This window comes from Paenibacillus sp. ACRRX (assembly GCF_022346885.1).
Taxonomy (GTDB): Bacteria; Bacillota; Bacilli; order Paenibacillales; family Paenibacillaceae; genus Paenibacillus_B.
Genome location: NZ_JAKRNK010000009.1, coordinates 12,045 through 35,988 on the forward strand (window position 1 = coordinate 12,045; position 23,944 = coordinate 35,988).

General features: G+C 44.8%; 19 protein-coding genes. 12 read left to right on the forward strand and 7 right to left on the reverse strand.

What is annotated here, in order from left to right; genetic code table 11:
* Positions 1 to 64: 64 nt before the first annotated feature.
* Together ppk1 and MH117_RS21700 are read right to left on the reverse strand one after the other, a co-directional pair.
* A complete protein-coding gene (gene ppk1, locus MH117_RS21695) occupies positions 65 to 2,179 on the reverse strand; it encodes a polyphosphate kinase 1 (RefSeq protein WP_239332409.1) in 2,115 nt (704 codons plus the stop codon).
* Between the two features lie 21 nt (positions 2,180 to 2,200).
* The gene (locus MH117_RS21700) at positions 2,201 to 3,724 is read right to left on the reverse strand and encodes a Ppx/GppA phosphatase family protein (RefSeq protein WP_239332410.1); all 1,524 of its coding nucleotides are present in this window, start codon (positions 3,722 to 3,724) and stop codon (positions 2,201 to 2,203) included.
* Between the two features lie 591 nt (positions 3,725 to 4,315).
* On the opposite strand from MH117_RS21700, the gene MH117_RS21705 reads away from it, so the two are divergent.
* Positions 4,316 to 5,929 (forward strand): Ppx/GppA phosphatase family protein, encoded by a 1,614-nt coding sequence (locus MH117_RS21705; RefSeq protein ID WP_239332411.1) that lies wholly within the window; start codon positions 4,316 to 4,318, stop codon positions 5,927 to 5,929.
* A gap of 55 nt (positions 5,930 to 5,984) precedes the next feature.
* Here MH117_RS21705 and MH117_RS21710 read toward each other — a convergent pair whose 3' ends face one another.
* Positions 5,985 to 6,953, reverse strand: a complete 969-nt coding sequence (locus tag MH117_RS21710; RefSeq protein ID WP_239332412.1) for a zinc dependent phospholipase C family protein — start codon at positions 6,951 to 6,953, stop codon at positions 5,985 to 5,987.
* A 478-nt stretch (positions 6,954 to 7,431) separates the two neighbouring features.
* Between MH117_RS21710 and MH117_RS21715 the strand changes: the two genes are divergently transcribed.
* The 4 genes from MH117_RS21715 to MH117_RS26595 all read left to right on the forward strand — a co-directional run bounded on the left by MH117_RS21715 (position 7,432) and on the right by MH117_RS26595 (position 10,582).
* Complete coding sequence (locus MH117_RS21715) at positions 7,432 to 8,754, forward strand: glycoside hydrolase family 125 protein (protein ID WP_239332413.1); 1,323 nt, start codon at positions 7,432 to 7,434, stop codon at positions 8,752 to 8,754.
* Positions 8,755 to 9,124: 370 nt separating this feature from the next.
* Positions 9,125 to 9,577, forward strand: a complete 453-nt coding sequence (locus MH117_RS21720) for a chemotaxis protein CheX (RefSeq protein WP_239332414.1) — start codon at positions 9,125 to 9,127, stop codon at positions 9,575 to 9,577.
* Between the two features lie 16 nt (positions 9,578 to 9,593).
* Positions 9,594 to 10,370, forward strand: a complete 777-nt coding sequence (locus tag MH117_RS21725; protein ID WP_239332415.1) for an SDR family NAD(P)-dependent oxidoreductase — start codon at positions 9,594 to 9,596, stop codon at positions 10,368 to 10,370.
* A gap of 77 nt (positions 10,371 to 10,447) precedes the next feature.
* Positions 10,448 to 10,582, forward strand: a complete 135-nt coding sequence (locus MH117_RS26595) for a GNAT family N-acetyltransferase (protein ID WP_275444778.1) — start codon at positions 10,448 to 10,450, stop codon at positions 10,580 to 10,582.
* A 5-nt stretch (positions 10,583 to 10,587) separates the two neighbouring features.
* On the opposite strand, the gene MH117_RS21730 is transcribed toward MH117_RS26595, so the two are convergent.
* A complete protein-coding gene (locus tag MH117_RS21730) occupies positions 10,588 to 10,863 on the reverse strand; it encodes a DUF2573 family protein (RefSeq protein ID WP_239332416.1) in 276 nt (91 codons plus the stop codon).
* Between the two features lie 147 nt (positions 10,864 to 11,010).
* Between MH117_RS21730 and MH117_RS21735 the strand changes: the two genes are divergently transcribed.
* The 5 genes from MH117_RS21735 to MH117_RS21755 all read left to right on the forward strand — a co-directional run bounded on the left by MH117_RS21735 (position 11,011) and on the right by MH117_RS21755 (position 17,322).
* Positions 11,011 to 12,318 (forward strand): DEAD/DEAH box helicase, encoded by a 1,308-nt coding sequence (locus tag MH117_RS21735; RefSeq protein WP_239332417.1) that lies wholly within the window; start codon positions 11,011 to 11,013, stop codon positions 12,316 to 12,318.
* Between the two features lie 549 nt (positions 12,319 to 12,867).
* Positions 12,868 to 14,283, forward strand: coding sequence for an ABC transporter substrate-binding protein (locus MH117_RS21740; protein WP_239332418.1), 1,416 nt, complete (start codon positions 12,868 to 12,870; stop codon positions 14,281 to 14,283).
* A 296-nt stretch (positions 14,284 to 14,579) separates the two neighbouring features.
* Positions 14,580 to 15,977, forward strand: coding sequence for an ABC transporter substrate-binding protein (locus MH117_RS21745; protein ID WP_239332419.1), 1,398 nt, complete (start codon positions 14,580 to 14,582; stop codon positions 15,975 to 15,977).
* Between the two features lie 242 nt (positions 15,978 to 16,219).
* Positions 16,220 to 16,750 carry a hypothetical protein gene (locus MH117_RS21750; RefSeq protein ID WP_239332420.1) on the forward strand — a complete coding sequence of 177 codons (531 nt, stop codon included), beginning with the start codon at positions 16,220 to 16,222 and terminating at the stop codon, positions 16,748 to 16,750.
* A gap of 38 nt (positions 16,751 to 16,788) precedes the next feature.
* Complete coding sequence (locus tag MH117_RS21755) at positions 16,789 to 17,322, forward strand: hypothetical protein (RefSeq protein WP_239332421.1); 534 nt, start codon at positions 16,789 to 16,791, stop codon at positions 17,320 to 17,322.
* A gap of 164 nt (positions 17,323 to 17,486) precedes the next feature.
* Here MH117_RS21755 and MH117_RS21760 read toward each other — a convergent pair whose 3' ends face one another.
* The 3 genes from MH117_RS21760 to MH117_RS21770 are packed head-to-tail and all read right to left on the reverse strand — an operon-like array spanning position 17,487 to position 21,410.
* Entirely contained in the window at positions 17,487 to 18,692 is a 1,206-nt protein-coding gene (locus MH117_RS21760) for a Ger(x)C family spore germination protein (protein ID WP_239332422.1), read from the reverse strand.
* Entirely contained in the window at positions 18,676 to 19,779 is a 1,104-nt protein-coding gene (locus tag MH117_RS21765) for a GerAB/ArcD/ProY family transporter (protein WP_239332423.1), read from the reverse strand. Before MH117_RS21765 ends, MH117_RS21760 begins: the two co-directional genes overlap by 17 nt.
* Positions 19,780 to 19,784: 5 nt before the next feature.
* Positions 19,785 to 21,410 carry a spore germination protein gene (locus MH117_RS21770; RefSeq protein WP_481857292.1) on the reverse strand — a complete coding sequence of 542 codons (1,626 nt, stop codon included), beginning with the start codon at positions 21,408 to 21,410 and terminating at the stop codon, positions 19,785 to 19,787.
* 294 nt (positions 21,411 to 21,704) lie between these two features.
* Between MH117_RS21770 and MH117_RS21775 the strand changes: the two genes are divergently transcribed.
* Positions 21,705 to 22,496, forward strand: a complete 792-nt coding sequence (locus tag MH117_RS21775) for an ABC transporter ATP-binding protein (protein ID WP_239332425.1) — start codon at positions 21,705 to 21,707, stop codon at positions 22,494 to 22,496.
* On the forward strand, positions 22,484 to 23,758 hold the full coding sequence (locus MH117_RS21780) for an ABC transporter permease (RefSeq protein WP_239332426.1): 1,275 nt from the start codon (positions 22,484 to 22,486) through the stop codon (positions 23,756 to 23,758). The genes MH117_RS21775 and MH117_RS21780 overlap by 13 nt, the downstream gene beginning before the upstream one ends.
* Positions 23,759 to 23,944 lie beyond the last annotated feature (186 nt).

Here is a 23,944-nt window from a genome sequence, read left to right on the forward strand (position 1 = left end):
AGGACAAGCTCCTGCAAATATCTCTAATGATTATTCATATGAAAAATTGCTTAATTTAAAGGGGTCAGTGGTCATACGCAGATACCTTTAACGTCATAACGCGATCAGGAGCTTGACGTGGTTGTAATTGTAACGTGACAGGCTGCAGATGCGAGCGGGACGCTTCTTTGATGAGCAGCTGTTGGGCATGAATACGCAGCTGTGGTTTGGTTTTCTGCTTTAAATAGCTGCCATCGGGCAGCAGATAACGGCTTTTGACGTTATCTTTCATATAGAGGGACAAAATGTCCATAATACGGTGCTTTAATTCAGGAAGCTCAATCGGAAACATCGCTTCTACACGCCGATCCAGATTACGCGGCATCCAATCTGCGCTGCTCAGGAAGGTCAAGTCTTTTCCGCCATGATGGAAATAAAATATACGTGTGTGTTCCAGAAAGCGACCGACAATACTTTTGACTGTAATATGCTCACTTAGGTCTTTGACGCCGGGTCGCAGACAGCATACTCCACGTACAATAAGATCAATACGCACACCAGCTTTGGACGCTTTGTAGAGAAGGTGGATCAGTTTGACGTCAACCAGCGCATTCATTTTTAACATGATTCGTCCCGTTCCGCCTTTTTTGACGACGTCGATCTCATATTCAATCAATTGCTCCAAACGTTTGCGGAGGAACAAGGGAGCGATTGAGCACTTGTTCAAACTGGAAGGGACGGAGTAGCCGGACAACATGTTAAAGATGGTGGAGGCATCACTCCCAATCTGGGCATTCACAGTCAGCAGCCCCATATCGGTATAGAAGTTGGCCGTCACATCGTTATAGTTGCCTGTACCGAGATGGACATATCGACGTATGCCGGTTTCTTCGCGGCGGACGATCAGAAGCATCTTCAGGTGTGTCTTCAGGCCAACAAGGCCGTATATGACATGGCAGCCTGCCTGTTCAAGTCGCTTGGCCCAATGAATATTGTTCTCTTCGTCGAAGCGCGCTTTGATCTCTACTAGCACAGTGACCTGCTTCTTGTTCTCGGCTGCTTCAATCAGGGCTTGGATGATAGGTGAATTGCCAGATACGCGATAAAGTGTCTGCTTGATGGCAAGTACATCCGGGTCTTTAGCGGCGCGTCGGATTAGATTAACAACTACGCCAAAGCTGTCGAATGGATGATGAAGCAGCCGATCCTGTTCTCGAATCCATTCCAGCAGGTCAACCTCACGTTCATGCGGCATAGGTGGCTGGAATGGGGCGTCATGCAGATGGTCATATCCTGTAAGCTGCGTGATCTTATTCATAAAAGTCAGATCAAGCGGACCATCAACGTAATTGATGCCTGCATCAGGATCGTCTTCTCCATCTTGAGTAATCATGCGGATCATCTCTTTACTTGACTCAGCTTCCACCTCAAGTCTGACCACATTACCCCATTTTCTCATTTTTAACGATTGCTCGATCTCTTTCAGGAGATCTTCTGCACCGTCCTCGTCTATATCAAGATCAGCGTTTCGTGTAATACGGTAAGCTTTTATCTCGGTAATATCATAGCCGCTGAACAACATATCCATATGCATTTTCATCACATCTTCCAAAAGCACAAATTCCCGCCCTTGGCCATGTGAAGGGAGCTCTACTAATCGAGACAGTACTTCAGGCACAGCTACGGTAGCAAAAGCGGTTTCGCCATCTTCGGGGTCTTGCACGAGCAGGCCGATATTCAGACTCTTGTTCTGAATGAGTGGAAACGGTCTACTCTGGTCGACGACCATAGGGGTTAGGACGGGAAAGATATGCTCCGTAAAATAACTTTTTAGAAATTGTTTCTCGGGTAAGCTTAAGCGGTGCGCTCTCTTCAGGTGTACTCCTGACTCACGGAGCTTGGTGCGCAGATGCTCATACAGCTTGTATTGGTCTGCTACGATCTGCCGTGCGATCTGCTCGATGCCTCGCAGTGTATCCTGTGGCGTTGATCCGGAGTGATCCTGTTTATGGTAATCGGCTAATATTTGATCAACAACGGATGCTGCGCGCACCATAAAAAATTCATCTACATTGGAGCAGCTAATCGCCAGAAACTTACACCTTTCCATTAATGGATTTGACTTGTCATAGCCTTCTTCCAATACGCGCCGATGGAAGGCGAGCAAGCTCCATTCTCGATTAATCAGTGTCTTTCGCATCGTATCACTCCTTACCGGAAGTTAGGGTTTTAGACGGATCGGGTATCCGCTTATTTGTTCAAAGGATGGGCTTTCCTGCATAAAGGCCCAAGTTTCCAGTTCAAGGCTTCCTTCGTAAAGGGGCTTCACTTGCAGATATTCTCCATGCTGCCAAGTTATCTTAATGTCTTGCACTTTCTGTCTATGGGAACAGTCCAAGGCATCAGCCAACTTAAGTAGGGAAGTGAGTCGAGCCAAAGCGATATTTTCTTCAGTGGACAGTTCCGGTCGAATAGGTACCATCGTGCCACGGGGATGATAGAGTGCGATGCTCGCAATAATCTCTTTCTGCTTGTCCGTTATCCCTAACATGTCCATCGATTTCAACATGTGATAGGAATTAGCTGCGTGTCCTTCTTGTGAAATGTGCTTGCCAATATCGTGTAAAATAGCTGCCAGTTGGAGGCATAGTTCGTATGATGCGTCTAAATGAAAAGAAGCGTTGCACTTGTGCAGGAGCTTCGTTGCTAGTTCTTTGACTTTTAAAGAATGAGCGATGTCAAGCTGGTAGCGCTCAGCCGTATGGAGAGCTGTTGCTATCATATCTGCGACATAAGTATCGCTCAGCGTACCGTCGGACCATTCCGCTGCGAGTTGATGCAGCACGCCATGTCTCAGCGACAGGTCAGGAATCAAAACATGCTCCGCAGCTGTTGCTTTCCATAACTCGGACATAATAATGCTGGTCGGAATCATCTGGTCAGCACGCTCTTCATCCAACTGAAACTTGTGAGCTAGCTTAAAGGTGCCGGACTGAATAATATCGCGGTGATATCGATTAAACACATCAGTACTCATGCCACGGACGTCAAGCACTAGCTCATGTGTGCGTTGAACCAAGGAAGCCGTTTCTCCACCTAACACAAGATAATGGGGGAGATTATAGGCTTGTATCCGCTCATGCAGCATACCAAGCTGGCTTTCGATGTATTGCTGCAATACTTCTGTATATTGAAGCGATTCCCCCCGGAGGGAATCGAGAATTTCTTTCAGCTTAAGAGTGCCGATTCTTACATGGTCAGAGAAACGGAGCTTGCCATCGGCAAATACGCTCATTTGCACCCCTGCGCTGCCTATCTCGACCATGAGCAGGCCTTCTGCTCGTAGGGTCGGCATAGCTGTCAAGCCATAATTCAAAGATTGATAGGTCAAAAATCGTTCAACCGAACGATCGATGAGCTCTACGTCCATCTGTGTTGCCTGACGGACATGTTCCAAAAAATATAAGCTGTTGCTGGCTTCTCTAACTCCGCTAGTGGCATAAGCACGGTAATGCCTTACGCCGTAATCCTTCATCAACTGTGACATATGCTTGAGAGAGCGACACACGCTAAACATGGCCTCAGGTCGGATCCGCCCATTTGTAAAGGTGTCATCGCCGATGGGAGAGTCTAGTCTGACGTCCTCAAGCACCCGAAGCTGCCCTGGGCCCTCTATCTCTGCAATGAGCATCTTTATCGCATTAGAACCAATATCGATTGCTGCGGCTATTTTCGGTTGACTCATCTGCACATCTCCTTAACCGATGTCTTGACTACGCAAAAAATGCCGAAATTTATCAACGTATATGAGATACTCGGCTTATGCGTCTTTAAATGTAGATTAATGCATCTTTCCTATGCAGGTCATAGATTTACAAATACTTAATATGAATGTGTAAATCATGATGAAAGCATTGGACGTACTTAAATAAGGATAAGAGGAATAGCGTGCGGACGCCTTGAATGAAAGCGGATATGACGGCCCTCTGTATGATTGCAGAGCGGGAGAGTATTTCATTGCTTGCTGGTTTCGATTACTGATGTCGGTTGAGGAAAGCAGGACAATGGAATGAAAGAAATGTACTAGCCAATGTGGGTGGGAACATAGAAACTTTATTACGTAGTGTATGCAGTAGGTAAGTAAACATTTATTAGAACCAAGCTGAAGCCGCTGGCATAGCTCATTTTATTTTACAGGCTTATATATAAAGAAAATGTAAATAAATAGATCATATAATGGTCATTTGACGAAATACATGATTAAATGGTTCGTAACGCAGCAGGGCTGTACAAGGATCATAGACCGTAAGTTTATTAGCGTCAGGAGTGAGGGTATATGACAAATTTGCAGTTGGCCCGAGGGAGTCAGCCGCTTCGACATATCGGTATCGTAGATGTTGGTTCGAATTCGGTCCGCTTTATGTTAGCAGAGGTTCATTCGGATTTATCTTTTCAGGTTGTAGATCAATGGAAGGAAGTGCTTCGACTCGGGGATGAATACGATGAGCTTGGAGCAATTCCAGAGCATAAATGTGATCATTTGATCTCAACGCTACTCTTATTTAAACGTCTAGGCGAAAGTTATTTGAATTGTGAAATAATAGCTGTTGCTACGGCTGCGCTGCGCAAAGCGACCAATCAGGAACTTATTTTGCACCGAATTAAAGAAGAAACAGGTATCCAGCTCAGTATCATTAGCGGTGAAGCGGAAGCTTATTTGGATTACTTGGCTGTAATATCAACAATGAACGTTAAGGATGCGCTCATGCTTGATATTGGTGGCGGCTCACTCGAATTGGTATGGATTGAGAATCGGGAGATGAGAGCAAGCATCAGCTTGCCCGTAGGCGCGCTGACACTTGCAGGGGAATTCGATGTCAGAGATCAGCTGTCTGCGGAAGAAGAAGACAATTTGACTGCTGCCTCGTTGCAGTGGCTTGAACAGGTTCCATGGCTGGAGAGAACCAAGGGACTTCCTTTAATTGGCGTCGGGGGAACGATGCGTACGATCGCTAAGATGGACAAGGCAGAGCGCCGATATCCATTTGACTCGCTGCATCATTACGAAGTGGTTTCTAATGACGTACTGAACTGGCATGAACGATTAAAGGGAATGTGTCTTGCTCAAAAAGAGGCTGTACCAGGATTGGCAAAGGACCGGGCAGATATTATAATGGGCTCGTTTACCCTTGTATCGGTGTGGATACGTGCTCTTCAGATTCCCAGGCTGCTGGTTAGTGCCAAGGGAGTCAGAGATGGGGCGCTGTTTGAAGTGCTGCGTAAAGAAGGTCTTAGCATTGACGAGCCGCTGATGTTCTCGGTGCACAACCTGATGCATCGACTGCATTTAAATGAGCGACATGCCTATCAAGTGGATAAACTAATGGACATGTTGTTTGACCAACTTCAGCCGCTGCATGATCTTGGGCCAGAATGGAAACGAATCGTGAGAACAAGTGCTTTGCTGCATGACTCAGGGATTGCGATCCATCACTTGGAGCGGGAGCGTCATGCTTTTTATATGATTATGAATGCAGATTTGTATGGCTTAACACCGAGAGAAGTTATCTTGAGCGGGTTAATTGCTTCCATGGATCGTAAGCAGAAGCTGAACGAATCTTGGAAAGCTTATGACGCTTTGCTGCTGCCTCAAGACAAGCAGGCAGTACGGGTGCTGGGGCTGCTCCTGCGATTGGCGGTCGGTTTTGACCGCATGCGGACGTCATCGGTAGAATCGATTCGCTGTGAAATACACAGACAAGATGTTGTTCTGCATGCGCGGGCGGATACGCCGCTGCTCCTGGAGGTATCGGAGGCGTATTCGCTGCGAGCCAGCTTCCGTAAGTGGCTGAAGCATGATCTGGTCATCGTAGCCGATGTAATACCACGAGGCGATAGACGATATAACCAGGCGGTAGACCAAAGAAAGACTGCCGAGCATACAGACTAAAACAAAGCTCTCGAGTCAGACTAACTCGAGAGCTTTGAAGCTGCTGCCTTTTATTTTAACGTTCCCAGATTGGATCTTCAGCCACAATTGGACGATTCTGCTCCAGCGACAGCCCTGTCTCATAAGAACGATTGCCGATTGCCTTGATCAGGTTGGCAAGTGCGTTTGACGGTACTGCGTCAGCAATCGTACCTTCTTCTGGCTTAAAAGAATCTTTCCAATATGCCAAAGCCGCCGCAATAGCGGATGAAGCATCACTCGCAGCTGTCTCCCACATGTCCCAAATACTTGTCGTGTAGGTTTCACCCGAGCCCGTAGGGTCAAGCCACGGGCGATTCGCCTCGTTCATGACATCATAGTGGGCAACCCTGCGCTTGTATACAAGCGGTTCGGTTTGCCCAAAGGTGATGACCCGCTTCCAGCCGCGCGGGTCATGGAACAGCTTCTGCGCGCCAATCATTGCGTGATTCGCTTCATTCCATGCTTCGCGGCGAACAAGGCCGCGATACGCAGCGTAGTGGCGCTCCGTCATCCGCTCGAAAGCGTCGACGACCGCCTCAGGAAACGATCCGCCGGTATCAATCTCTTTCCACACCGGCGTGTTCCACGTCTCAAGCCCAAGCTTACGCTTGACGACATGCGTATCCATCAGTACTTCGAAGCGCTGATGGTCCCATTTTCGCGAGCCGGAACGGGAGAAGACGTAGGGATGCATGTTGCGATCGAGCACGTGATGAAGCATAAAACCAAGCATATAGATGGACCTTTGGCGATCTTTGGGGTCTGTCTCGGTTATAAAGTCCAGCAGGACAGGCCCACAATGTTCATTGTGCATCAGGCTTCCTACCAGGTTCATCGTTTTATCTGTCTGCCAGGGGAGAAAGTGATGGTAAAATAAAAAATCAGGTCCTTGGCAGCCCATATTAAAGAGTCTGAGATCAGAGGGGGATTGAAGCCAAGTGTCTAATCCAGCCGCTCTCATGGCCTCCTGTCCAAAAATGAGATGTGTCCAAATATTAGGCATTCCGGTCCTCCTTTAATACATATGTATTACATTAAAATGAGTTTGTACACTATAGGCATAACGATGAAGGCCATATATAAAGTTGTCAATGTTTTTATATTCACAATACCATAAAAGATTCCGTAAAAGTGTTGAGATTCATGCGATAAGATGCTAGATATGCCTTTTTTATATACGAGCAGATGGAGTGTTCAAACTAAACTTTTATTTGACAAATAATCTAAAGTTTATACACCCGCAAGGGGTGGCTTGATAAAGCGTTTCCATGTAAACTGATAGGGTCAGAACGATAAGGTTAACGGTACCACCGTTCCTTGCGTAAGCGTTCTCTTTTATATGTTAAATTACGTAGCTAGGGCGTCCTAAAGACCGCGCGCATGAATGCTAACGGAGAGTACCCTATCAGCATAGCCAGGCACTCTATTTATACCTACTCACAAATATACTTTTCAACCTATAGAAAAATGGAGGAAACATCATGGAACAATTCCGCTTACCTAAGATTGACGTTCCCAAATTCGAACTGCCAGAGGCCGTAAAACGAGTACTGGCAGAAGCAGAGCAGGAGCTGGCGCATCGACCGAAGCTCTTAAAATTGTTTAAAAACTGCTTCCCAAACACGTTAGAAACAACAACGAAGCTGTTAGATGACGGCACGACTTTTGTATTGACAGGTGATATTCCTGCCATGTGGCTGCGTGATTCCGTTGAGCAGGTGATCCATTATGTGCCGCTGGCTAAAGATGATGCCGATTTGCAGCGTATTATTGGTGGTCTGATCAAGCGCCATATGTATTATATCAATATAGATCCTTATGCAAATGCATTCAATGAAACAGCGAACGACTGGCATTGGGATGCAAATGATCAAACGGAAATGTCTCCATGGGTATGGGAGCGCAAATATGAGCTTGACTCGATGTGCTTTACGATCCGACTTGCTTATATGTATTGGAAAGAAACGGGTCGCACAGATATTTTTGATTCCAACTTTAAATCCGCTATGCGGAAAATTGTCGAAGTATGGAAGACGGAGCAGCGTCATTTCGAACAGTCGCCATACCGCTTTAATCGTGAAAATTGCCCAGAAATCGACACGCTTCGCAACGATGGCATGGGTATGCCGGTCAACTATACCGGAATGACATGGTCGGGCTTCCGCCCTAGTGACGATGCGTGTGATTTCCATTATAATATTCCGTCCAACATGTTTGCAGTCGTATCCTTACGTCAGATGCAAGAGATTGCTAAGTATGGATTCCGCGACGAGCTATTTGTTGCTGAAATGAAGAAGCTGGAGGGTGAAATTAACCACGGTATTCAATTGTACGGTGTTGTTAATCATCCGGTATACGGTAAGATATATGCTTATGAAACAGACGGCTTTGGCAACCAGATTTTGTTGGATGACGCTGGTACGCCTAGCTTAATGTCCATACCGTATTTGGGATATGCTTCGGAAACAGATCCGATCTATCAAAATACGCGCCGCTTTATTTTAAGCAAAGAAAATCCGTACTATTTTGAAGGCAAAGCTGCCAAAGGAATAGGTAGTCCGCATACACCAGATGGATATGTATGGCACATGGCATTGTCTATGCAAGGCTTGACGGCTTCAACAGATGAAGAAATGGTCGAGATGATCAACCTGCTTGAAGCGACGGATGCAGATACTGGCTTTATGCATGAAGGCTTCCACTCAGATGATCCTTCCATCTTTACACGTGCATGGTTTGCATGGTCCAACAGCTTGTTCTCACAGCTCGTGTACAAAGCGATGAAGCGTGGTCTGCTTAAATAGTTGGCCAGAAACATCATCGTGAGCTTAGCGATTCAGAAGTAGGACATGTCTGGATTTGTAACGATTCGAAATAGGGCGAGGGGTTCTCGTCCTATTTCTTCATTCCTCCACTTAGATTTGACTTCGTCCAGGTATTACTTGGCTAATTTCCATTCTTTAGTTCATCGAACACCCATTTTTCACGAATAATTGCTTGTTGATCTGTAATAAGGGCTTGTTATTGCAGCTTTTTCACATAATAATATAAAAACGAGTAGTGCTTTCTGAAACGTTTTCAGTATAATAGTCTTAGAGTTTCTGGGTGTATGAGGACGGTTTGATTTTGTCGAATATACTCCCTTAGTGTCGGAAAGGGGCGAAAGCTACAGATATGAAAGCCGAATGGATTCAGCCTTTTTTACAATCGGCGTGCAATGTGATCGAACAGATTGTACAGGTTCGTCCTGAACGTGGGGAGCTTGAAATGTTATCTTGGAGCGGCGCACATGATCTACGTATTCAATTCAATCTGACTGGACAGATGACCGCTCATGTCGCATTCGGCTTAAATGAAGGTGCTGCTCTCAAAATGGCCTCGGCTATGATGGGGGGCTTCCAATTGGAGGCTCTGGATACGATGGGGGAAAGTGCTATTTCCGAGCTTGGCAATATGATAAGTGGTAATGCGTCCACTTTATTGTATAATCAAGGTATTCACGTTGATATTACACCTCCGCAACTGCTGCTGATCGGGGCAGCGCCGAACTGTGGTTCAACGGCGATGACGGTGCCGTTGCACGTGCGGGACATTGGGCGATTTGATATTATGATGCGCATAGGTTAGAGAGGTAGAGACCGAGATGGATATAAAAGGATCAGTCGTTGTCATAACAGGTGCTTCAAGCGGAATTGGTGCTCTAACCGCCCAACTTGTCGCTGAAGCGGGAGCAATACCAGTTCTGGCAGCGCGTTCTACAGATAAGCTGGCACATGTGTCTGCCCGAATACAAGGACAGCATGAATGTGTTCAACTCGACGTTACTAATGCGGAAGAAGTTGAGCATGTCATGGCACGGATCATAGAAACATATGGACGTATTGACATTTTGTTGAACAATGCGGGCTTTGGCCTGTTTGAACGAGCAACTGATCTGACATTAGGTCAATTTGAAGCGATGATGGACGTTAATTATATGGGGACTGTCCGCTGTACGAAGGCAGTATTGCCTTCGATGCTGGAACGACGATCAGGCCGGATCGTGAATGTGGCTTCTATGGCGGGCAAGATTGGTTCACCCAAGTCATCGGCGTACTCTGCTTCTAAACATGCTGTACTCGGATTTACGAACTCGTTGCGGATGGAACTGGCAGGCACTGGGGTAACCGTGTCGGCCGTAAATCCGGGCCCGATAGATACACCATTTTTTGACGTGGCAGATCCGACGGGCCATTACGTGAACAATATCAAGTGGTTTATGATGCCTCCAGAACGTGTAGCCAAACGGATTCTTCGTGTGATGGAGCGCGGCACTTCGGAGGTGGACCTGCCATGGTTGGCTGCGGCAGGAACCAAGTTTATGCAGCTGTTTCCGCGTATATCAAACCGCGTTGCAGGCAGGATGCTGAATAAGAAATAACGCGCTGCTTACATAACAAGAGTCCGCTGTCCTGACGGGAAGGCGGACTCTTTACATATGTTATGAAAGAGGTGCATATGTGGTTGCGCAGCGGACGTACATCTGTCGGCGGCTATTACCCTAAACTTGGCTTGTCGGCGCATGGCGATTCGTTTGATCTTTCCCCAATCGGTCCACACACCGACATGTATAAAAATTTGTCAAAGGATTGAGACAGCTAAGTGTTTCCGTTGGTCGGGTGAGCCTTCTGCTGGGCCTCATGCAATGACTTTACTTGCTCAAAGATTGTGCGAATAGCGGCCTTTGCTTCAGGGTGCTGTTCGTTCCAATGGCGAGTCAGGTGGGGCATTGTTTTGTGAATATGACTAAACGTAGCCCATACTTTAAGCATTTGTATGGTCTGTTCATCGTCCTTGCCTGTTAAACGCTCGCTGTAGGTGAGCAGCAACTGCTCAAACGCTTCATTTATTGTATCGTTCCATATTTTATCCATGTTATAACTCCTTTGTTAAGATGAGTGACATGTTCAGGCTAACATAATTGGTCAACAGATGAAAGTTGGAGGAAACGTCGGAATTCGTTATAATGAGACGAAGAAGACAAGCGATCAGGTATTGCTTCATAGAGAGGAAAGAGTGATGTGACCGTTTCATTTACTGATTTACAAGTTGACGCGGGCTTGGTAGAACGCCTGCAAGCCCGTGATATCCATACGGCTTCTCCGATTCAGGCAGAAGCGATTCCAGCAGCGCTGCAAGGCAAAGATGTGCTGGCACAATCCCAGACAGGAACAGGCAAGACATTTGCCTACTTGCTGCCGCTTATTATGAGATTGCAAGCGGATGAGAAACGAACGCAGGCTGCCGTGATTGCACCGACACAAGAGCTGGCGATGCAGATTGTACGTGAAGCGGAGGCGCTTCTGGAGGGCAGCGATACGATTGTGCAGCCGCTAATTGGCGGTGCTGCGCTGCATCGTCAGGTGGACAAGCTGAAGCTGCGTCCGCAATTAGTGGTGGGAACGCCTGGACGAATCCGCGAGCTGGTCGAGATGAAGAAGTTGAAAATTCACGAAGTGAACACAATTGTAGTGGACGAAGTGGATCATGTTTTACAAAAGGGCGGAGCCAGCGATACGGACATTATACTGAATCGTGCGAAACGCGACCGCCAGTTGTTGTTCTTCTCTGCTACGCTGCCGGCAGATGTGAAGCGGCTCGCCGAGAAGTGGATGCACGAACCCGTTGCTATCGGCATCGAGCCAGATAAGCGGGTTGCTGATTCGATCGAGCATCTCTTCTTTGTCACGGAAGAACGTGACAAGATCGACCTGCTGCGCCGATTGGTTCGACATTGGAAGCCGAAGCAGGCTATCGTCTTTGTGAACGATTCGCAGATGATTGGCGAATGGGAGTCGAAGCTTAGTTATACACAGTTGTCCGTTGGCTCGCTGTACGGCGATGCCCCGAAGCAAGAGCGAGTGAACGTGCTCCGTCGCTTTCGCGAGGGCGAGTTCCAACTGCTGCTTGCCACGGACGTGGCTGCACGGGGGCTTGATATTCCCGAGCTGCCATACGTGTTCAGCCTGCAGCCTGCTCTGAATGCGGAGCATTATGTGCACCGTTCGGGACGTACAGGTCGTATGGGACGACAGGGAGTGTCGGTAAGTATCATTACGGAACGTGAACGCTTTATTATACGCAAGTTCGAACGTGAGTTGCATATTCCCATTAAGGAACGCAGCTTCTATGATGGTCGTATTTCGGAAGCGGAAGCAGACCATCTCCGTGCAAAACCACGTACTGCCAAGCCATCCTTTACATCCGACAAGCCGTCGCGTGAGAAGGTTGTTCGGGACAAAGGCTCCAATGGTCGTCACCGTGACCGTAAGAACAAGGGGGCGCCGAAGTGGCTGAAGGAAAAGCAAAATCAACCGAAGCCTGAATAAATGTGTAGAAGCTGTCCGCTGCGGAAAAAGATAAGCAGCAGGACAGCTTCTATCTTTGGTCGGTAGCACGCTAGGGTCGATCTGTCAGTTTAGCTGACCCCCAAAATACCAGGCCTCTTTCCGTGATTGTAAGATCATCATCTGTTTATCTGACAATTATTCTAATCTGGTTAGAATGCCAGGTCTTTTTTTAGTGCGATATTGAACTCATCTTTTTATGTTGGTATCAACAGCTTGAAGCCTGATGTTCATCATTTCGCCGTAATTTTCATCGATAACCGACTCTACTCTACTCCCGCAATTAAATATTGCTGGACTTTTTGTTGTTCTTCCCTTGATACACCTACCCAATTGGGCATTCAGAACAGTGCGTTCATATAATAACAAATTTATGATATTCCTCGTTGTAGCTGGGGATGTTGCATTCTATCAGATCAGATAAAAGTGAAGATATGCTAGAGTTAGGATACCTATATTACGGTTCTGTAGTTGAATATTGGAAAATAGCTCTTTATACTGGTATATAAGTGGGAAAAGGAGGAATAGAAGTTGTTGCGATTACATAAGGGTTGGAAAGCATTGTTAGCGAGTATAATGGTGATTGTCTTATTAAGTGGTTGTATGGGTGAGAAGTCCGTATTGGAGAAAATGCCGGAGAATGGCGGCAAGCTAAAAGTGATGTATTGGGACGAGGAGCAATTCTATCGATCTTTTGGCAACTATTTTAGCATCAAATATCAGAATGTTGATTTTGAAGTTGTTAGTATGAATTCCATGTTTGAACAAAACCAAGAGAAGGAAAATGAGAAAAAAGATCCGGATCAACGGCTGCTTGAATTTATCGATAAAGAAAAGCCGGATGTCATTATGTTGAGCCAAGAGCAAATATCAAAATTGGTCGAGAAGGGCAAGTTATATAATCTGGACCCGATTATTGCTCAGGAACAAGTGGACATGAAAGATATGCTGCCAGGTATGATTGATATGTTCCGTGAACTTGGGGGCGGCGGTTTGTATGGCATGGCGCCATACTATTATACGCAGGTTGTATACTATAATGCGGATTTATTTAAGAAGCAAGGGATCGACCTACCTAAACATAAGATGTCATGGGAAGAACTGCTGAACTTGGCTGCGCGCTTTAATCAAGGATCTGGGGAAGATCAGATGTACGGCATAGCCAACCAGTTCTCAGACAGTTCCCAACTGTTAATGAACATCGCTCAAGCTTCTAATCTGCAGGTATTGGATGCGCGGGGCGAGAAAGTACTGCTGAATTCAGATGGATGGAAACATTCGTTTAAGCTGGTAGCGGATGCGATCCGCAACAAAGCCTATAAAGCGGCAAAACCAGATAGCAACGGCAATTATATGGGATCTGATCAAAATGAATTTATGCAGGGCAAAGCCGCGATGGCCTTGGAAAGCTCATGGTATGCCAACAATATTGTCAATATGAACAGATACGGCAACAATAAAGAGCTCAAGCCGTTTGAATGGGGAATGGTGACGATGCCTGTAAATCCGGCCAAGCCAGATGAGTCGCCATACATTAGTTTTTATAATATTTTTGCTATCCATCAAGACTCGCCTAATAAACGTCTGGCATGGGAGTTCCTGAAATTTATGAATGGCCCTGAGATGGCTAAGGCTGCCTCCAAGACGATAAGTGGGGAATTACCAACCCGCACGACCTACTTTAAAGAAATTAGTGGCAAGAGCGCGGAAGCGTTTACGATGTTAAAGCCTTCTTCAGCTGCCATTAATATGTATCGTGCATTTGAAAATAATAAAGTTCCGCAGGACTTCTACGGCAACCTCAATACATCCATACTGAAAGCTATTGATGATATCGTAGGTAACAAAGCGAGTGTAGATGAGGCGTTAGCTGCACTGCAGCAGGATTTACAGTCCAAGCTGGATGCAAGTAAGAAGAAAGCGGCAGAACAACCAACCAAAAAGTAACCAGGAAGAAAAGCCATGATTGCATGAATTGCAATTGTGGCTTTTTTATGTTGTTCAGCGAGTGGGGAGAGATCATTATTTCTTAATACTTTTATGAAATCCTTAAATAGTTCTTAACCTTCTATTAATATCATAATTTTCATGTTTTTATGTGGTACGATTTGATTCATTGCCGGGTCTATAACTGACATTTCAAGCTGAAGAAAAGTCGTGTGTGAGGATGGATTGAGTTAAAGGAAGAAAAGAAAATAGATAGATCATAACCATTCAGGTGTAAAATAAAGGAGGAACTACAGTTGTTGCAATTACATAAGAGTTGGAAGGTCCTGTTGGCAAGTATGATGATCTTGGTGTTATTAAGTGGATGTATGGGTGAGAAGCCAGTGTTGGAGAAAATGCCAGAGAATGGTGGCAAGTTAAAAGTTATGTATTGGGATGAGGAGCTATTTTACCGATTTTATGGTAATTTCTTTTCTATCAAGTATCAGAATGTTGATTTTGAAGTCGTTAATATGAACGCCATGGATGAGGAGAATCAGGATAAGGAATTCAAAGATCCGAATCAGAAGCTGCTGGAATTTGTTGAGAAGGAGAAGCCAGATATCATCATGTTAGATCAGGAGCAGCTGCCTAAGCTGGCTGAGAAAGGCAAGCTATATAATCTGGATCCGATACTCGCACAGGAACAGGTGGATATGAAAGATATGCTGCCAGGTGTGATCGATATGTTCCGCGAGCTCGGAGATGGCAATTTGTATGCACTGACACCTTACTATTATGGTTCAGCGGTTTACTACAACGCAGACTTATTTAAGGCGCAAGGTGTCGAACTGCCAAAACACCAAATGTCATGGGAGGAGCTGTTGAATCTTGCGGCTCGTTTTAATAAAGGTTCTGGGGAGGACCAGACGTATGGGATTGCCAATCAGTTTTCAGAAAGTTATGATTTTTTGATGGATGTGGCTCAATCGACTAATTTGCAAGTACTGGATTCTCGTAATGAGAAAGTGCTGCTACATACAGACGGCTGGAAAAACTCATTTAAACTGGTGACGGATGCTATACGGAACAAAGCCTATAAACTGCCAGAGCAGAACAACAATGGCGGGTACTCGAGTTTTAACAACAACGAGTTTATGTCAGGCAAAGCGGCAATGGCTATGGAAGGTTCATGGTTTATTTACAATATTGTAAATATGACCAAATATGAGAAAGATAATAAGCCGTTTGAGTGGGGCATGGTGACGATGCCTGTCAACCCGAGTAGACCAGATGAGTCGCCATACATTAGCTTTAATGGGATTTATGCCATAAACCAAGACTCACCTAATAAGCCTCTGGCATGGGAATTTTTGAAGTTTATGAGTGGACCAGAGATGGCTAAGGCAGCCTCCAAGAACTTAGGTGACCTTCCGATTCGTACGACATACTTAAAAGAAATTGGTGGTAGTGGTAAGAGTGCGGAAGCCTTTACCATGCTGAAGCCAAGTTTAGTACAAAATATTCGGAATTTTAGAAATAAAGATGTACCCAAAGATTTTGAAACCACTATTCGCACTTTGGTGGGACAAGCTATTGATGATGTAGTTGCCAATAAGAAAAGTATTGATGAAGCATTGGCAGCAATACAACAGGAGCTGCAGATGAAGCTGGATACGCACCGTAATGCTGCTGAGAACAGTCCAAAGAAGTAATCTATAACCGATGCACCTGATGGTGCTTCATATAAACCCGTAGGATGCACTTAAGTTAAGTACTATGTCCTGCGGGTTATTTGTGTTGTTTTGTTGAACTTATACAATACAGTTCTATTAATAGAGGTGTGCTGCTCAAAATGGAATCTGTTCTCATATACAGATTTTGGATGGTATTGTATGTTCAGAGAGAAGGTACAAGATCGATAATTTTCATGAAGAAGAACTATAGGAGAAATTCGATGAAATATCTTAAAAGAGGAATGTTTATTTTGTTATTTGTGCTACTTACCAGTCTTCCTTTGATTTTTGAAGTCTATGTCGATTATAGCAATAAGAACATAATTAAAATTGGTCTGGAAAAATTATATAAAGAGTATTGCAATGAAGTTGTGGAAGTTACGGTGAATGCAAACCTGATCCAAGAGAGTGGGTTTATGTTTGGATATAGGGAGCACAAGTTTTACGCAGTTACCTCTTCGAAGAGATTTCCTTCTGTTTCGGGTGACTATGGTAAGAAAAACATATTAATCTCGGAATTTGGATGTTCGAATGAGATGTTCAGACTAGATAAGGACTTACAGCGGTTTATTCCAAGAGAAAATTTTATGGAGGTGCATGATGATAAAGGAGGTATTCCGATTGAAATTATTTTTGTGTATGTGGAGATGTATTTGATCATTATAGTATCTTATGCAGTATTTTATTTTGTTAATAAAGTAAAAAATGTGATAAAACGAAGAAAACTGCGCCATAATAGCGACAGATTGTAGCAGTATCTCTATTGAATTATGAGGGAGAAAAATTAGACATGAAGTTTCTTAAAAGTGCAACATTTAAATTTATATTGATCTTTGTAGTGATCAGCTTACCCTTAATCACGGAAGTAGGTCTGCACTATAAAGCGAAGCATGATATTAAAGTAGGGTTGGTCAAGTTGTATAAAGACTATTGCAAAGAGGATGTAACTGTGGAGGTACAGGTTAAATTTATACAAAAGTTGACGATATTACCCGGTGGGCTACAGGAATATTGGATCGCGAATACGACATCCTCAAAAGTTCCACACCTAGAAGGCAGATATGGGAGAAAAGATATTTTACTTGAAGATTTTTTGTGTTTTCCTAATGATTTACGATTGAACAGACTGGAAAATAAATTTGAGATCAATACAAGTTGGAGTCGAGATGGAGAAGACAACGGCGGTATTTCAATATATTATTTGTACTTATACGGTGTGGTGTATTGTCTATACTTCTTGTCGATCGTGATATATGTGCTGTTCCGATTTATCAAGAAGTATCTTAAACGAAGACAGCATAATGTTAAAGATGACTGGATCTAAAAAGAGATCGAATACACTATACCTGCAAAAAGTTAATATTCGTGGATGTGTTATTAGTAACAATCATCAAATCCATTTAATTTATGAAATTGATAATAAAGGGAATAGGAACAATAGCCCGCAGGTGCACTTAAACCAGGTGCCACGACCTGCGGGTTATTTGTTTAATCTTGACTTAACCCCATATTCTCCAGTCCATAGTCTTCGATCTGAATAGCAATATCGTACGTGATCGGGATTGTGGAAAATACACGGTTCCAATCTCGTTTTACTTTATTCCAGACGTGAGGGTGCTGAATTCTAAGGGTCGTACTGAAATCAGCTACATCTGCCTTCGTCTTTTGCATTTCGTTTATAGTGTCTTGGATATAGGTTTTAGCTTCCGATATTATTTGTCCTTCCGATTGACGTACGAGCTGTATCGCATGTTTGGGATCTACTTTCAGGTTACGCCAATCTTCAGAAATACGCCCTGTTGACTGGATATGGATATGAAATGAAATTTTATCTCCTTGAACAATCGCGTTCATTTTAGATTTAATCCTTGATATTTCGTATATAAACTGGGTCTGATTGTTCTTATTACGGATCGTTAAGAGTCCCCCTTGCTTATGCCCTGTTATCCATGCCAAGCCTTGCGCGTGCTTTGGGCTAAAGAAGTTTGTTAATAGATGAGTGTTACCGTCAATAATGCCACCGCCGCTAAAAACGATGTTGCCCTCTTGAACATCAATGGTCTGTAAAATAAAGCTGGAGTTGCTTTGCAGCTTGGAAATTGCTTTTTGCAGCGTGAAAGTTGGCAATATTTTCGTGGAGCGGTATTGATTATCTGAGATGGACTTGATTAAATAGGAAGGAATATCTATTTTAGAGCTGCTTAAGGTACGAGCAGCATCCTCGCGAGCGATAAAGATAAGACAGCTCTCGCGGAATTCCTCATCCCGAAAAAATAAATTTAACAGCGTCTCCATCTCAATCCTTTCGGCTAATTTTCGCCCAATGACAATTACTTTTACGTGCTCTCCGGATACAGGCTTTGTTAGTAAAGACACTCTTCGCGTCAACTCATGTATTGAATCACCTATAGCTGTTATGTTGTGATAGGATTCGGACGGAGTACTAGCGCCAGCGCTGGAGCTTCCTCTAGTCTGGGTTGGAATGAGATTCTGGTATGTGACCTTCAATTTGTACGGTGGTGAAGCAGCTGATTGATCGCCATTCTCTTCGGTGACTAGATCGAATCCCGCACCAATTGAAAAGGTGAGGTCTTCAATCTTTTGACTATCCCAACAGCCGGTGTTTATATTTATGATGATCAAAAGGGCGAACAACAGCTTCCATTTACTGATTAAACTAGGATGTACGGCCATATCGAATATCCTTTCTGCAGAAGCTAACAAGCATCAACAGTACTGGCAACAGCAGCATAAAGTAATAGAGCATGTAGATGTATTTCAGCAAAGAAAAGACGTCATCTATATGGTTAGGAAGCATAGCTAGTATATAAATGACAGGCAGGGATACAAAAATCCAAATGGTTGGTTTAGACTGTGCTAGGAAAGTCTTTAATACTTCTACCATAAAAAAATGATAGAGGACATAAACCGTGAATATTTGCAAGATCCAAACCGTCAAGAGAAAAGAATCGTAGCGTTCAACGAGAACGCCTGTGTATTCAAAGGAACGGATTAAGGAGATCGTTGGCCAAGCGCTTATTTTGGCTCCATCTAACGTCAACCCGCCGATGACAATAACAGTTGTTAGAAAATAAACGATCGTTGGAATACCAACACCCACCCAAGCTGCATGATAAGCATTCTTCCATTGTTTCAGATAAGCAGGTAAGATGAGCAGCGCTTCAATACCAAGGAACGATTGAAACGTTTCCTTGACGCCTTTTAATACAGGTCCAAATCCTTTACCTAATACGGGACGCAAATTGTTAAGGTCGAACACTTTTAAGCTAAGTGCAAGACAAATCGCCAGTACAAAAAGAGTTAACGGTAAAATAAAAGTCAGCATGCGGGTGATCGCATTTAAGCCAGCAAATAGTAGATAAAGAGACACCGCCATCATGGCGATGATAATAACTGATTTGGGTGTTCGCTCGAGCAGGAACAGGTTCACCACTTCTGCCAAAATTCGCATCTCATAGCTGCATAATATGATAAAGTAACTTATTAATATCCCGTTAATGAACTTGCCAATCCATCTGCCCATAATAAGCTCCGTACATTCAAATAGCGTCATTCCGGGGAAACGTTTGCTAAACCAGAGCAGCAGGTAGCAGCAGCCTATTACCAGACATCCACAAATTAGAATGGACAGCCATCCATCAGGTGTATCCATAGCTAATGAGAGACTGCCTGGCAGCAGAAGGATGCTGGTGCCTAAAATGTTATTCGCCAGAAGTATGGCTATTTGCATCGCGGACAAGGACTGGGACCGTGTCTTCACATGTATCATCCTTTGGGCTTAGGATTAGGATCTTGGCGCACAGCATCCTTCGGGTGGTTCATTCTTGGCCGTCTCTTCAATAGGAACAGAGGAACTCTGATCAAAAAGTCCTTCCAATCTTTCAAACCAGCAGCTTGAGGCGGAGCTGTGGGCGAATCATAAGGAATACCAAAGCTATGAAGGCGGACGATGTGGGTATACAGCATAATAAAAAATAACAGTACCCCATAGAGACCCAACGTTGCCGCACAAAACATGGCCACAAAACGTAAAATTCGAATCGGCATTCCGGCTTCGTAATGTGGAATGGCAAAAGAGGTAATGGCGGTCAAAGCGACCACGATGACCATAATTGGACTGACAATACGCGCTTCAACAGCTGCCTGGCCGATGACTAACCCGCCCACAAGACCCACTGTTTGTCCGACAGGTTTAGGTAGACGCAACCCTGCTTCTCGTAGTATTTCTATGGATATTTCCATCAACAGCGCCTCAACAATAGGGGGGAAAGGTACTCCTTCTCTGGTCCCCGCCATGGACACTGCCAGTTTGGTTGGGATCATGCCGTGATGAAAGGAAACAAACGATATATAGATAGCCGGCACGAACATCGCGATAAAGGCAGCCAGATATCGCAGCATTCGAATAAGGGTACTAGGCAGCCAGCGCTCGTAATAATCTTCCGGGGACTGCAGCAGCATACTAAATGTCACAGGTGCAAGAAGTACAAAAGGCGTTCCATCCAGTAGAATGGCTATCCTGCCTTCCAGCAGCGCCGCAATGACTCGATCTGGCCTTTCCGTGTTTTGCATTTGTGGAAAGGGGGACAAGAAGTCGTCCTCAATGAGCTGTTCCAAATAACCCGATTCTGGCAGATCATCGATATCAATCGCTCGTATACGCCGATCCACTTCCGCCACTAATTCAGCATTAGCCAGGTCTCTTATGTATATAAGGGCGGCCTGAGTCTTGATCCGAGCTCCTAATTCATATGGTTGAATGGTCAAATTTCGATCTGCCGCACGAATTCGAAGCATAGAGATGTTATCCCCAATAGACTCCACGAAACCGATACGCGGTCCTCTGACCAACGGTTCGGAAATCGGTTCCTCACTGTTTCTGCCATTGCTAGTTTTCACATCCATAACGAGTGTCTCTGTTACCCCATCAACAAGCAAAGCGACTGAACCACTAAGAAGCTTGGATACAACATCCTCGGAGTTAGGAGAAAGTTCTCCTTTGCATATCGGTATATAAGACTCGTGCAGCGTGGACAGCAATTGTTCCGGCTGCTTTGACAGGATTGAGCTGATAGAATCTCGGTTCTGCATGATAGGAGAAATAATAAAGTCGCTGATCATTTTTTCATCAACTAAGCCATTAATAAACAAGACAGCGCTATTACGGGAACTGTTGTCACATAACGTCAAATATCTGATGGTTAAGTCACTGCTATGGCCCAATTGGTTACAAACATAGTCGACATTTTGATGCAGAAAGCTGCTTATAGCGGGATTGTGCCGCTCATAGTCGGCATTTGTCTGATTTGAAGACGAATCGTCAGCGGATGAATCCAATGTTGAATGTTGATTGCTGTTGTTATATAAATTAGCAGCTTGGTTGTATGGCATTCCTGACTGACGTTTCAATTGTTTTAGCCACTGCATCAGCAGATACATCCCATATGGACCTGCAAAGATGACAATTGCACCAACCCAAATGTCCCATTCCATGATTCTTGTTATGTTCATCTGCATCACCCTGCACCTAATATGCTCTTCAATTCATGCTGTCATACATGGTTGGCGGATGACCAGACTGTTCCTCATGGCAGTACGCGCGTGCCAATATTAAGGAACCATAAATGTTAGCGTTCGCTTCCTCGCCATTGGTTCGCTATAATACAGAAGAGAGGTGAATGGAAGATGAATCCTTTATTAAATGTACATCATCTTACTGGAGGATACAGCATAGGCAAGCCTGTGCTGCATGATGTAAATTTTACTGTGAATCCAGGAGAGATGGTTGGCTTGATTGGTTTAAACGGTGCAGGGAAAAGTACAACAATGAAGCATATTTTAGGGTTAATGGAGCCGCAAAAGGGCAAAGTCACGCTCCAAGGGATGACACTGGCGGAACAACCAGAGGAGTATCGATCAGGGATAGCTTATGTGCCAGAATCACCACTGTTATATGAAGCACTCACGGTACGAGAGCATCTTGTCTGGAGCGCGACTGCTTATGGAGTGGATGAGGATGATTTTAAGAAGCGGGTAGAGCACCTGGCCAAGTTGTTTCATATGACGTCACATCTGGATAAAGCGGCCCAGCACTTATCCAAGGGGATGAAGCAGAAGACAATGTTGATGTGTGCCTTTGCTGTGCGGCCTCCTTTGTATATTATCGATGAACCCTTTCTTGGGCTTGACCCACTTGGTATTCGTTCGCTGCTTCAATTTATGAGCCAGATGAAGCAGGAAGGGGCCTCGCTGCTAGTCAGCTCCCATATTTTATCGACGATTGAGCATTATTGTGATCGTTTTGTACTTCTCCATCAAGGCAAAGTCTTGGCGTCCGGAACAGCAGAGGAGCTTAAGGAGCAATTGCTTCAACGTGGTGGCCATGTGCAGGCGACTGATCGACTAGAAGACGTATTTTATGCATGGGTAGGGAACGAAGGCTTGGACAGTGACGGGGGTCTGTCATGGCACGAGTAGAGGCTAGCCGCCAGTCTTCACCAGAATCGAACATAAAGCGGCTGTTGACACCTGAAAATCTGTGGGCGAAACGAGTTAGCACGTTCTGGGGGGAAATAGCACCTTACCTGCGTTATGTCGTACAGAGTGGCCTTGGCATGGTGCTTGTTTTTGGCATTGTCGCCGGAATTGCATTATACGCTTCCTTTATTGAACATATCCCGCCGCAGTTTCCAGTAAGGGAGTTAGCATGGGTGCTGATGTCACCTCTTGTTGCCTACATGACGTTAAGAACGTTTTTGGTTCCGGCAGACTTGGTGTTCCTCCTTCGTCAGGAACATAAATTGGGGACTTATCTGCGGAAGAGCCTTCGTTACAGCTTGTTTCCTCGAATGCTGTTTCTTATGATGGGCTGGGCTGTGTTATGGCCGCTTTACCATCGTGCAGACCCTGAGCCCAAGTCATTTGTTGTTATGCTTCTCGTGCTGATGGTATTGAAGCTGGTTGCTTTGTATGGGTCTTGGGTAGAACGTCATATTTCAGATATGCGTTGGCGATTCATCATGCGTACAGCCCGATATATATGGGCATGGGGGGCAACTGCGTGTTGGCTGTGGCTGGATGTGTCTTTGGCGGGCATCGTTACAGGGGCTGCAGGAATTATGTATGTTATTTGTGCACGTCGTATCCCAGCTTTACGCTTTCCATGGGAAGCCCATATGGAGGCAGAACGGGTTCACGTGAACCGAGTGTATACTTTTTTAAGTGGATTTGTGGATCTACCTACGATGAATGAGCGAAGATTCGCGAGGCCTTGGCTGGATCGGTTAGGCAACCGTTTTGCGTTTAGACGGGATCAAGCTTATCGTTACTTACTGACGAAGACATTTTTACGAAGTGAGTTGTTAGGGATCATTTTGCGCCTTATGGCGATTGGTCTACTATTGCTTTGGTGGACAAGGAATACGATGTGGAATGGGCTATTAATACTGTTGTTCCTGACAGCGATTAGTGCACAATGCAACGCGTTGTATCAAATGCACCGGCATGATGTATGGAGACAGCTGTACCCGCTGGAAAAAGAAGCTCGAACAAATGCGGTATTACATCTCAGTACTGAAATTCAGACGATCGCTGCACTGCTGCTCCTTGTTCCCGTATGGACGGGTATGACTTCCACTGGCTACCGTTTGTCAGTATCCGTTTTGTCTGCTGTGTTTATTTTTTTATTCCGATTGCAAAATAAGGCCAAACACCGGAAACAGGATGACGATGAGGATTAAGGGCTCATAACACTTGAGCATGCGATAGCAATGAATAAGCTCACCAGTCCGTAAGGATAAGGTGAGCTTATTTGCATGATGATCAAAGCACCTCGCCCCATTAGAAAGCGAGGGACGAGGTGCTCTTCATGGCTGAAAACGTGTATTTATTTGTTCATATTCATGAATAAAGGTGAGCTTTTTAAA

Bases quoted from the DNA above. Each gene is read 5' to 3' on its own strand.
- ppk1 (WP_239332409.1), bottom strand. From the start codon at position 2,179: ATGCGAAAGACACTGATTAATCGAGAATGGAGCTTGCTCGCCTTCCAT.
- MH117_RS21700 (WP_239332410.1), bottom strand. From the start codon at position 3,724: ATGAGTCAACCGAAAATAGCCGCAGCAATCGATATTGGTTCTAATGCG.
- MH117_RS21705 (WP_239332411.1), top strand. From the start codon at position 4,316: ATGACAAATTTGCAGTTGGCCCGAGGGAGTCAGCCGCTTCGACATATC.
- MH117_RS21710 (WP_239332412.1), bottom strand. From the start codon at position 6,953: ATGCCTAATATTTGGACACATCTCATTTTTGGACAGGAGGCCATGAGA.
- MH117_RS21715 (WP_239332413.1), top strand. From the start codon at position 7,432: ATGGAACAATTCCGCTTACCTAAGATTGACGTTCCCAAATTCGAACTG.
- MH117_RS21720 (WP_239332414.1), top strand. From the start codon at position 9,125: ATGAAAGCCGAATGGATTCAGCCTTTTTTACAATCGGCGTGCAATGTG.
- MH117_RS21725 (WP_239332415.1), top strand. From the start codon at position 9,594: ATGGATATAAAAGGATCAGTCGTTGTCATAACAGGTGCTTCAAGCGGA.
- MH117_RS26595 (WP_275444778.1), top strand. From the start codon at position 10,448: ATGTGGTTGCGCAGCGGACGTACATCTGTCGGCGGCTATTACCCTAAA.
- MH117_RS21730 (WP_239332416.1), bottom strand. From the start codon at position 10,863: ATGGATAAAATATGGAACGATACAATAAATGAAGCGTTTGAGCAGTTG.
- MH117_RS21750 (WP_239332420.1), top strand. From the start codon at position 16,220: ATGAAATATCTTAAAAGAGGAATGTTTATTTTGTTATTTGTGCTACTT.
- MH117_RS21755 (WP_239332421.1), top strand. From the start codon at position 16,789: ATGAAGTTTCTTAAAAGTGCAACATTTAAATTTATATTGATCTTTGTA.
- MH117_RS21760 (WP_239332422.1), bottom strand. From the start codon at position 18,692: ATGGCCGTACATCCTAGTTTAATCAGTAAATGGAAGCTGTTGTTCGCC.
- MH117_RS21770 (WP_481857292.1), bottom strand. From the start codon at position 21,410: ATGCCATACAACCAAGCTGCTAATTTATATAACAACAGCAATCAACAT.
- MH117_RS21775 (WP_239332425.1), top strand. From the start codon at position 21,705: ATGAATCCTTTATTAAATGTACATCATCTTACTGGAGGATACAGCATA.
- MH117_RS21780 (WP_239332426.1), top strand. From the start codon at position 22,484: ATGGCACGAGTAGAGGCTAGCCGCCAGTCTTCACCAGAATCGAACATA.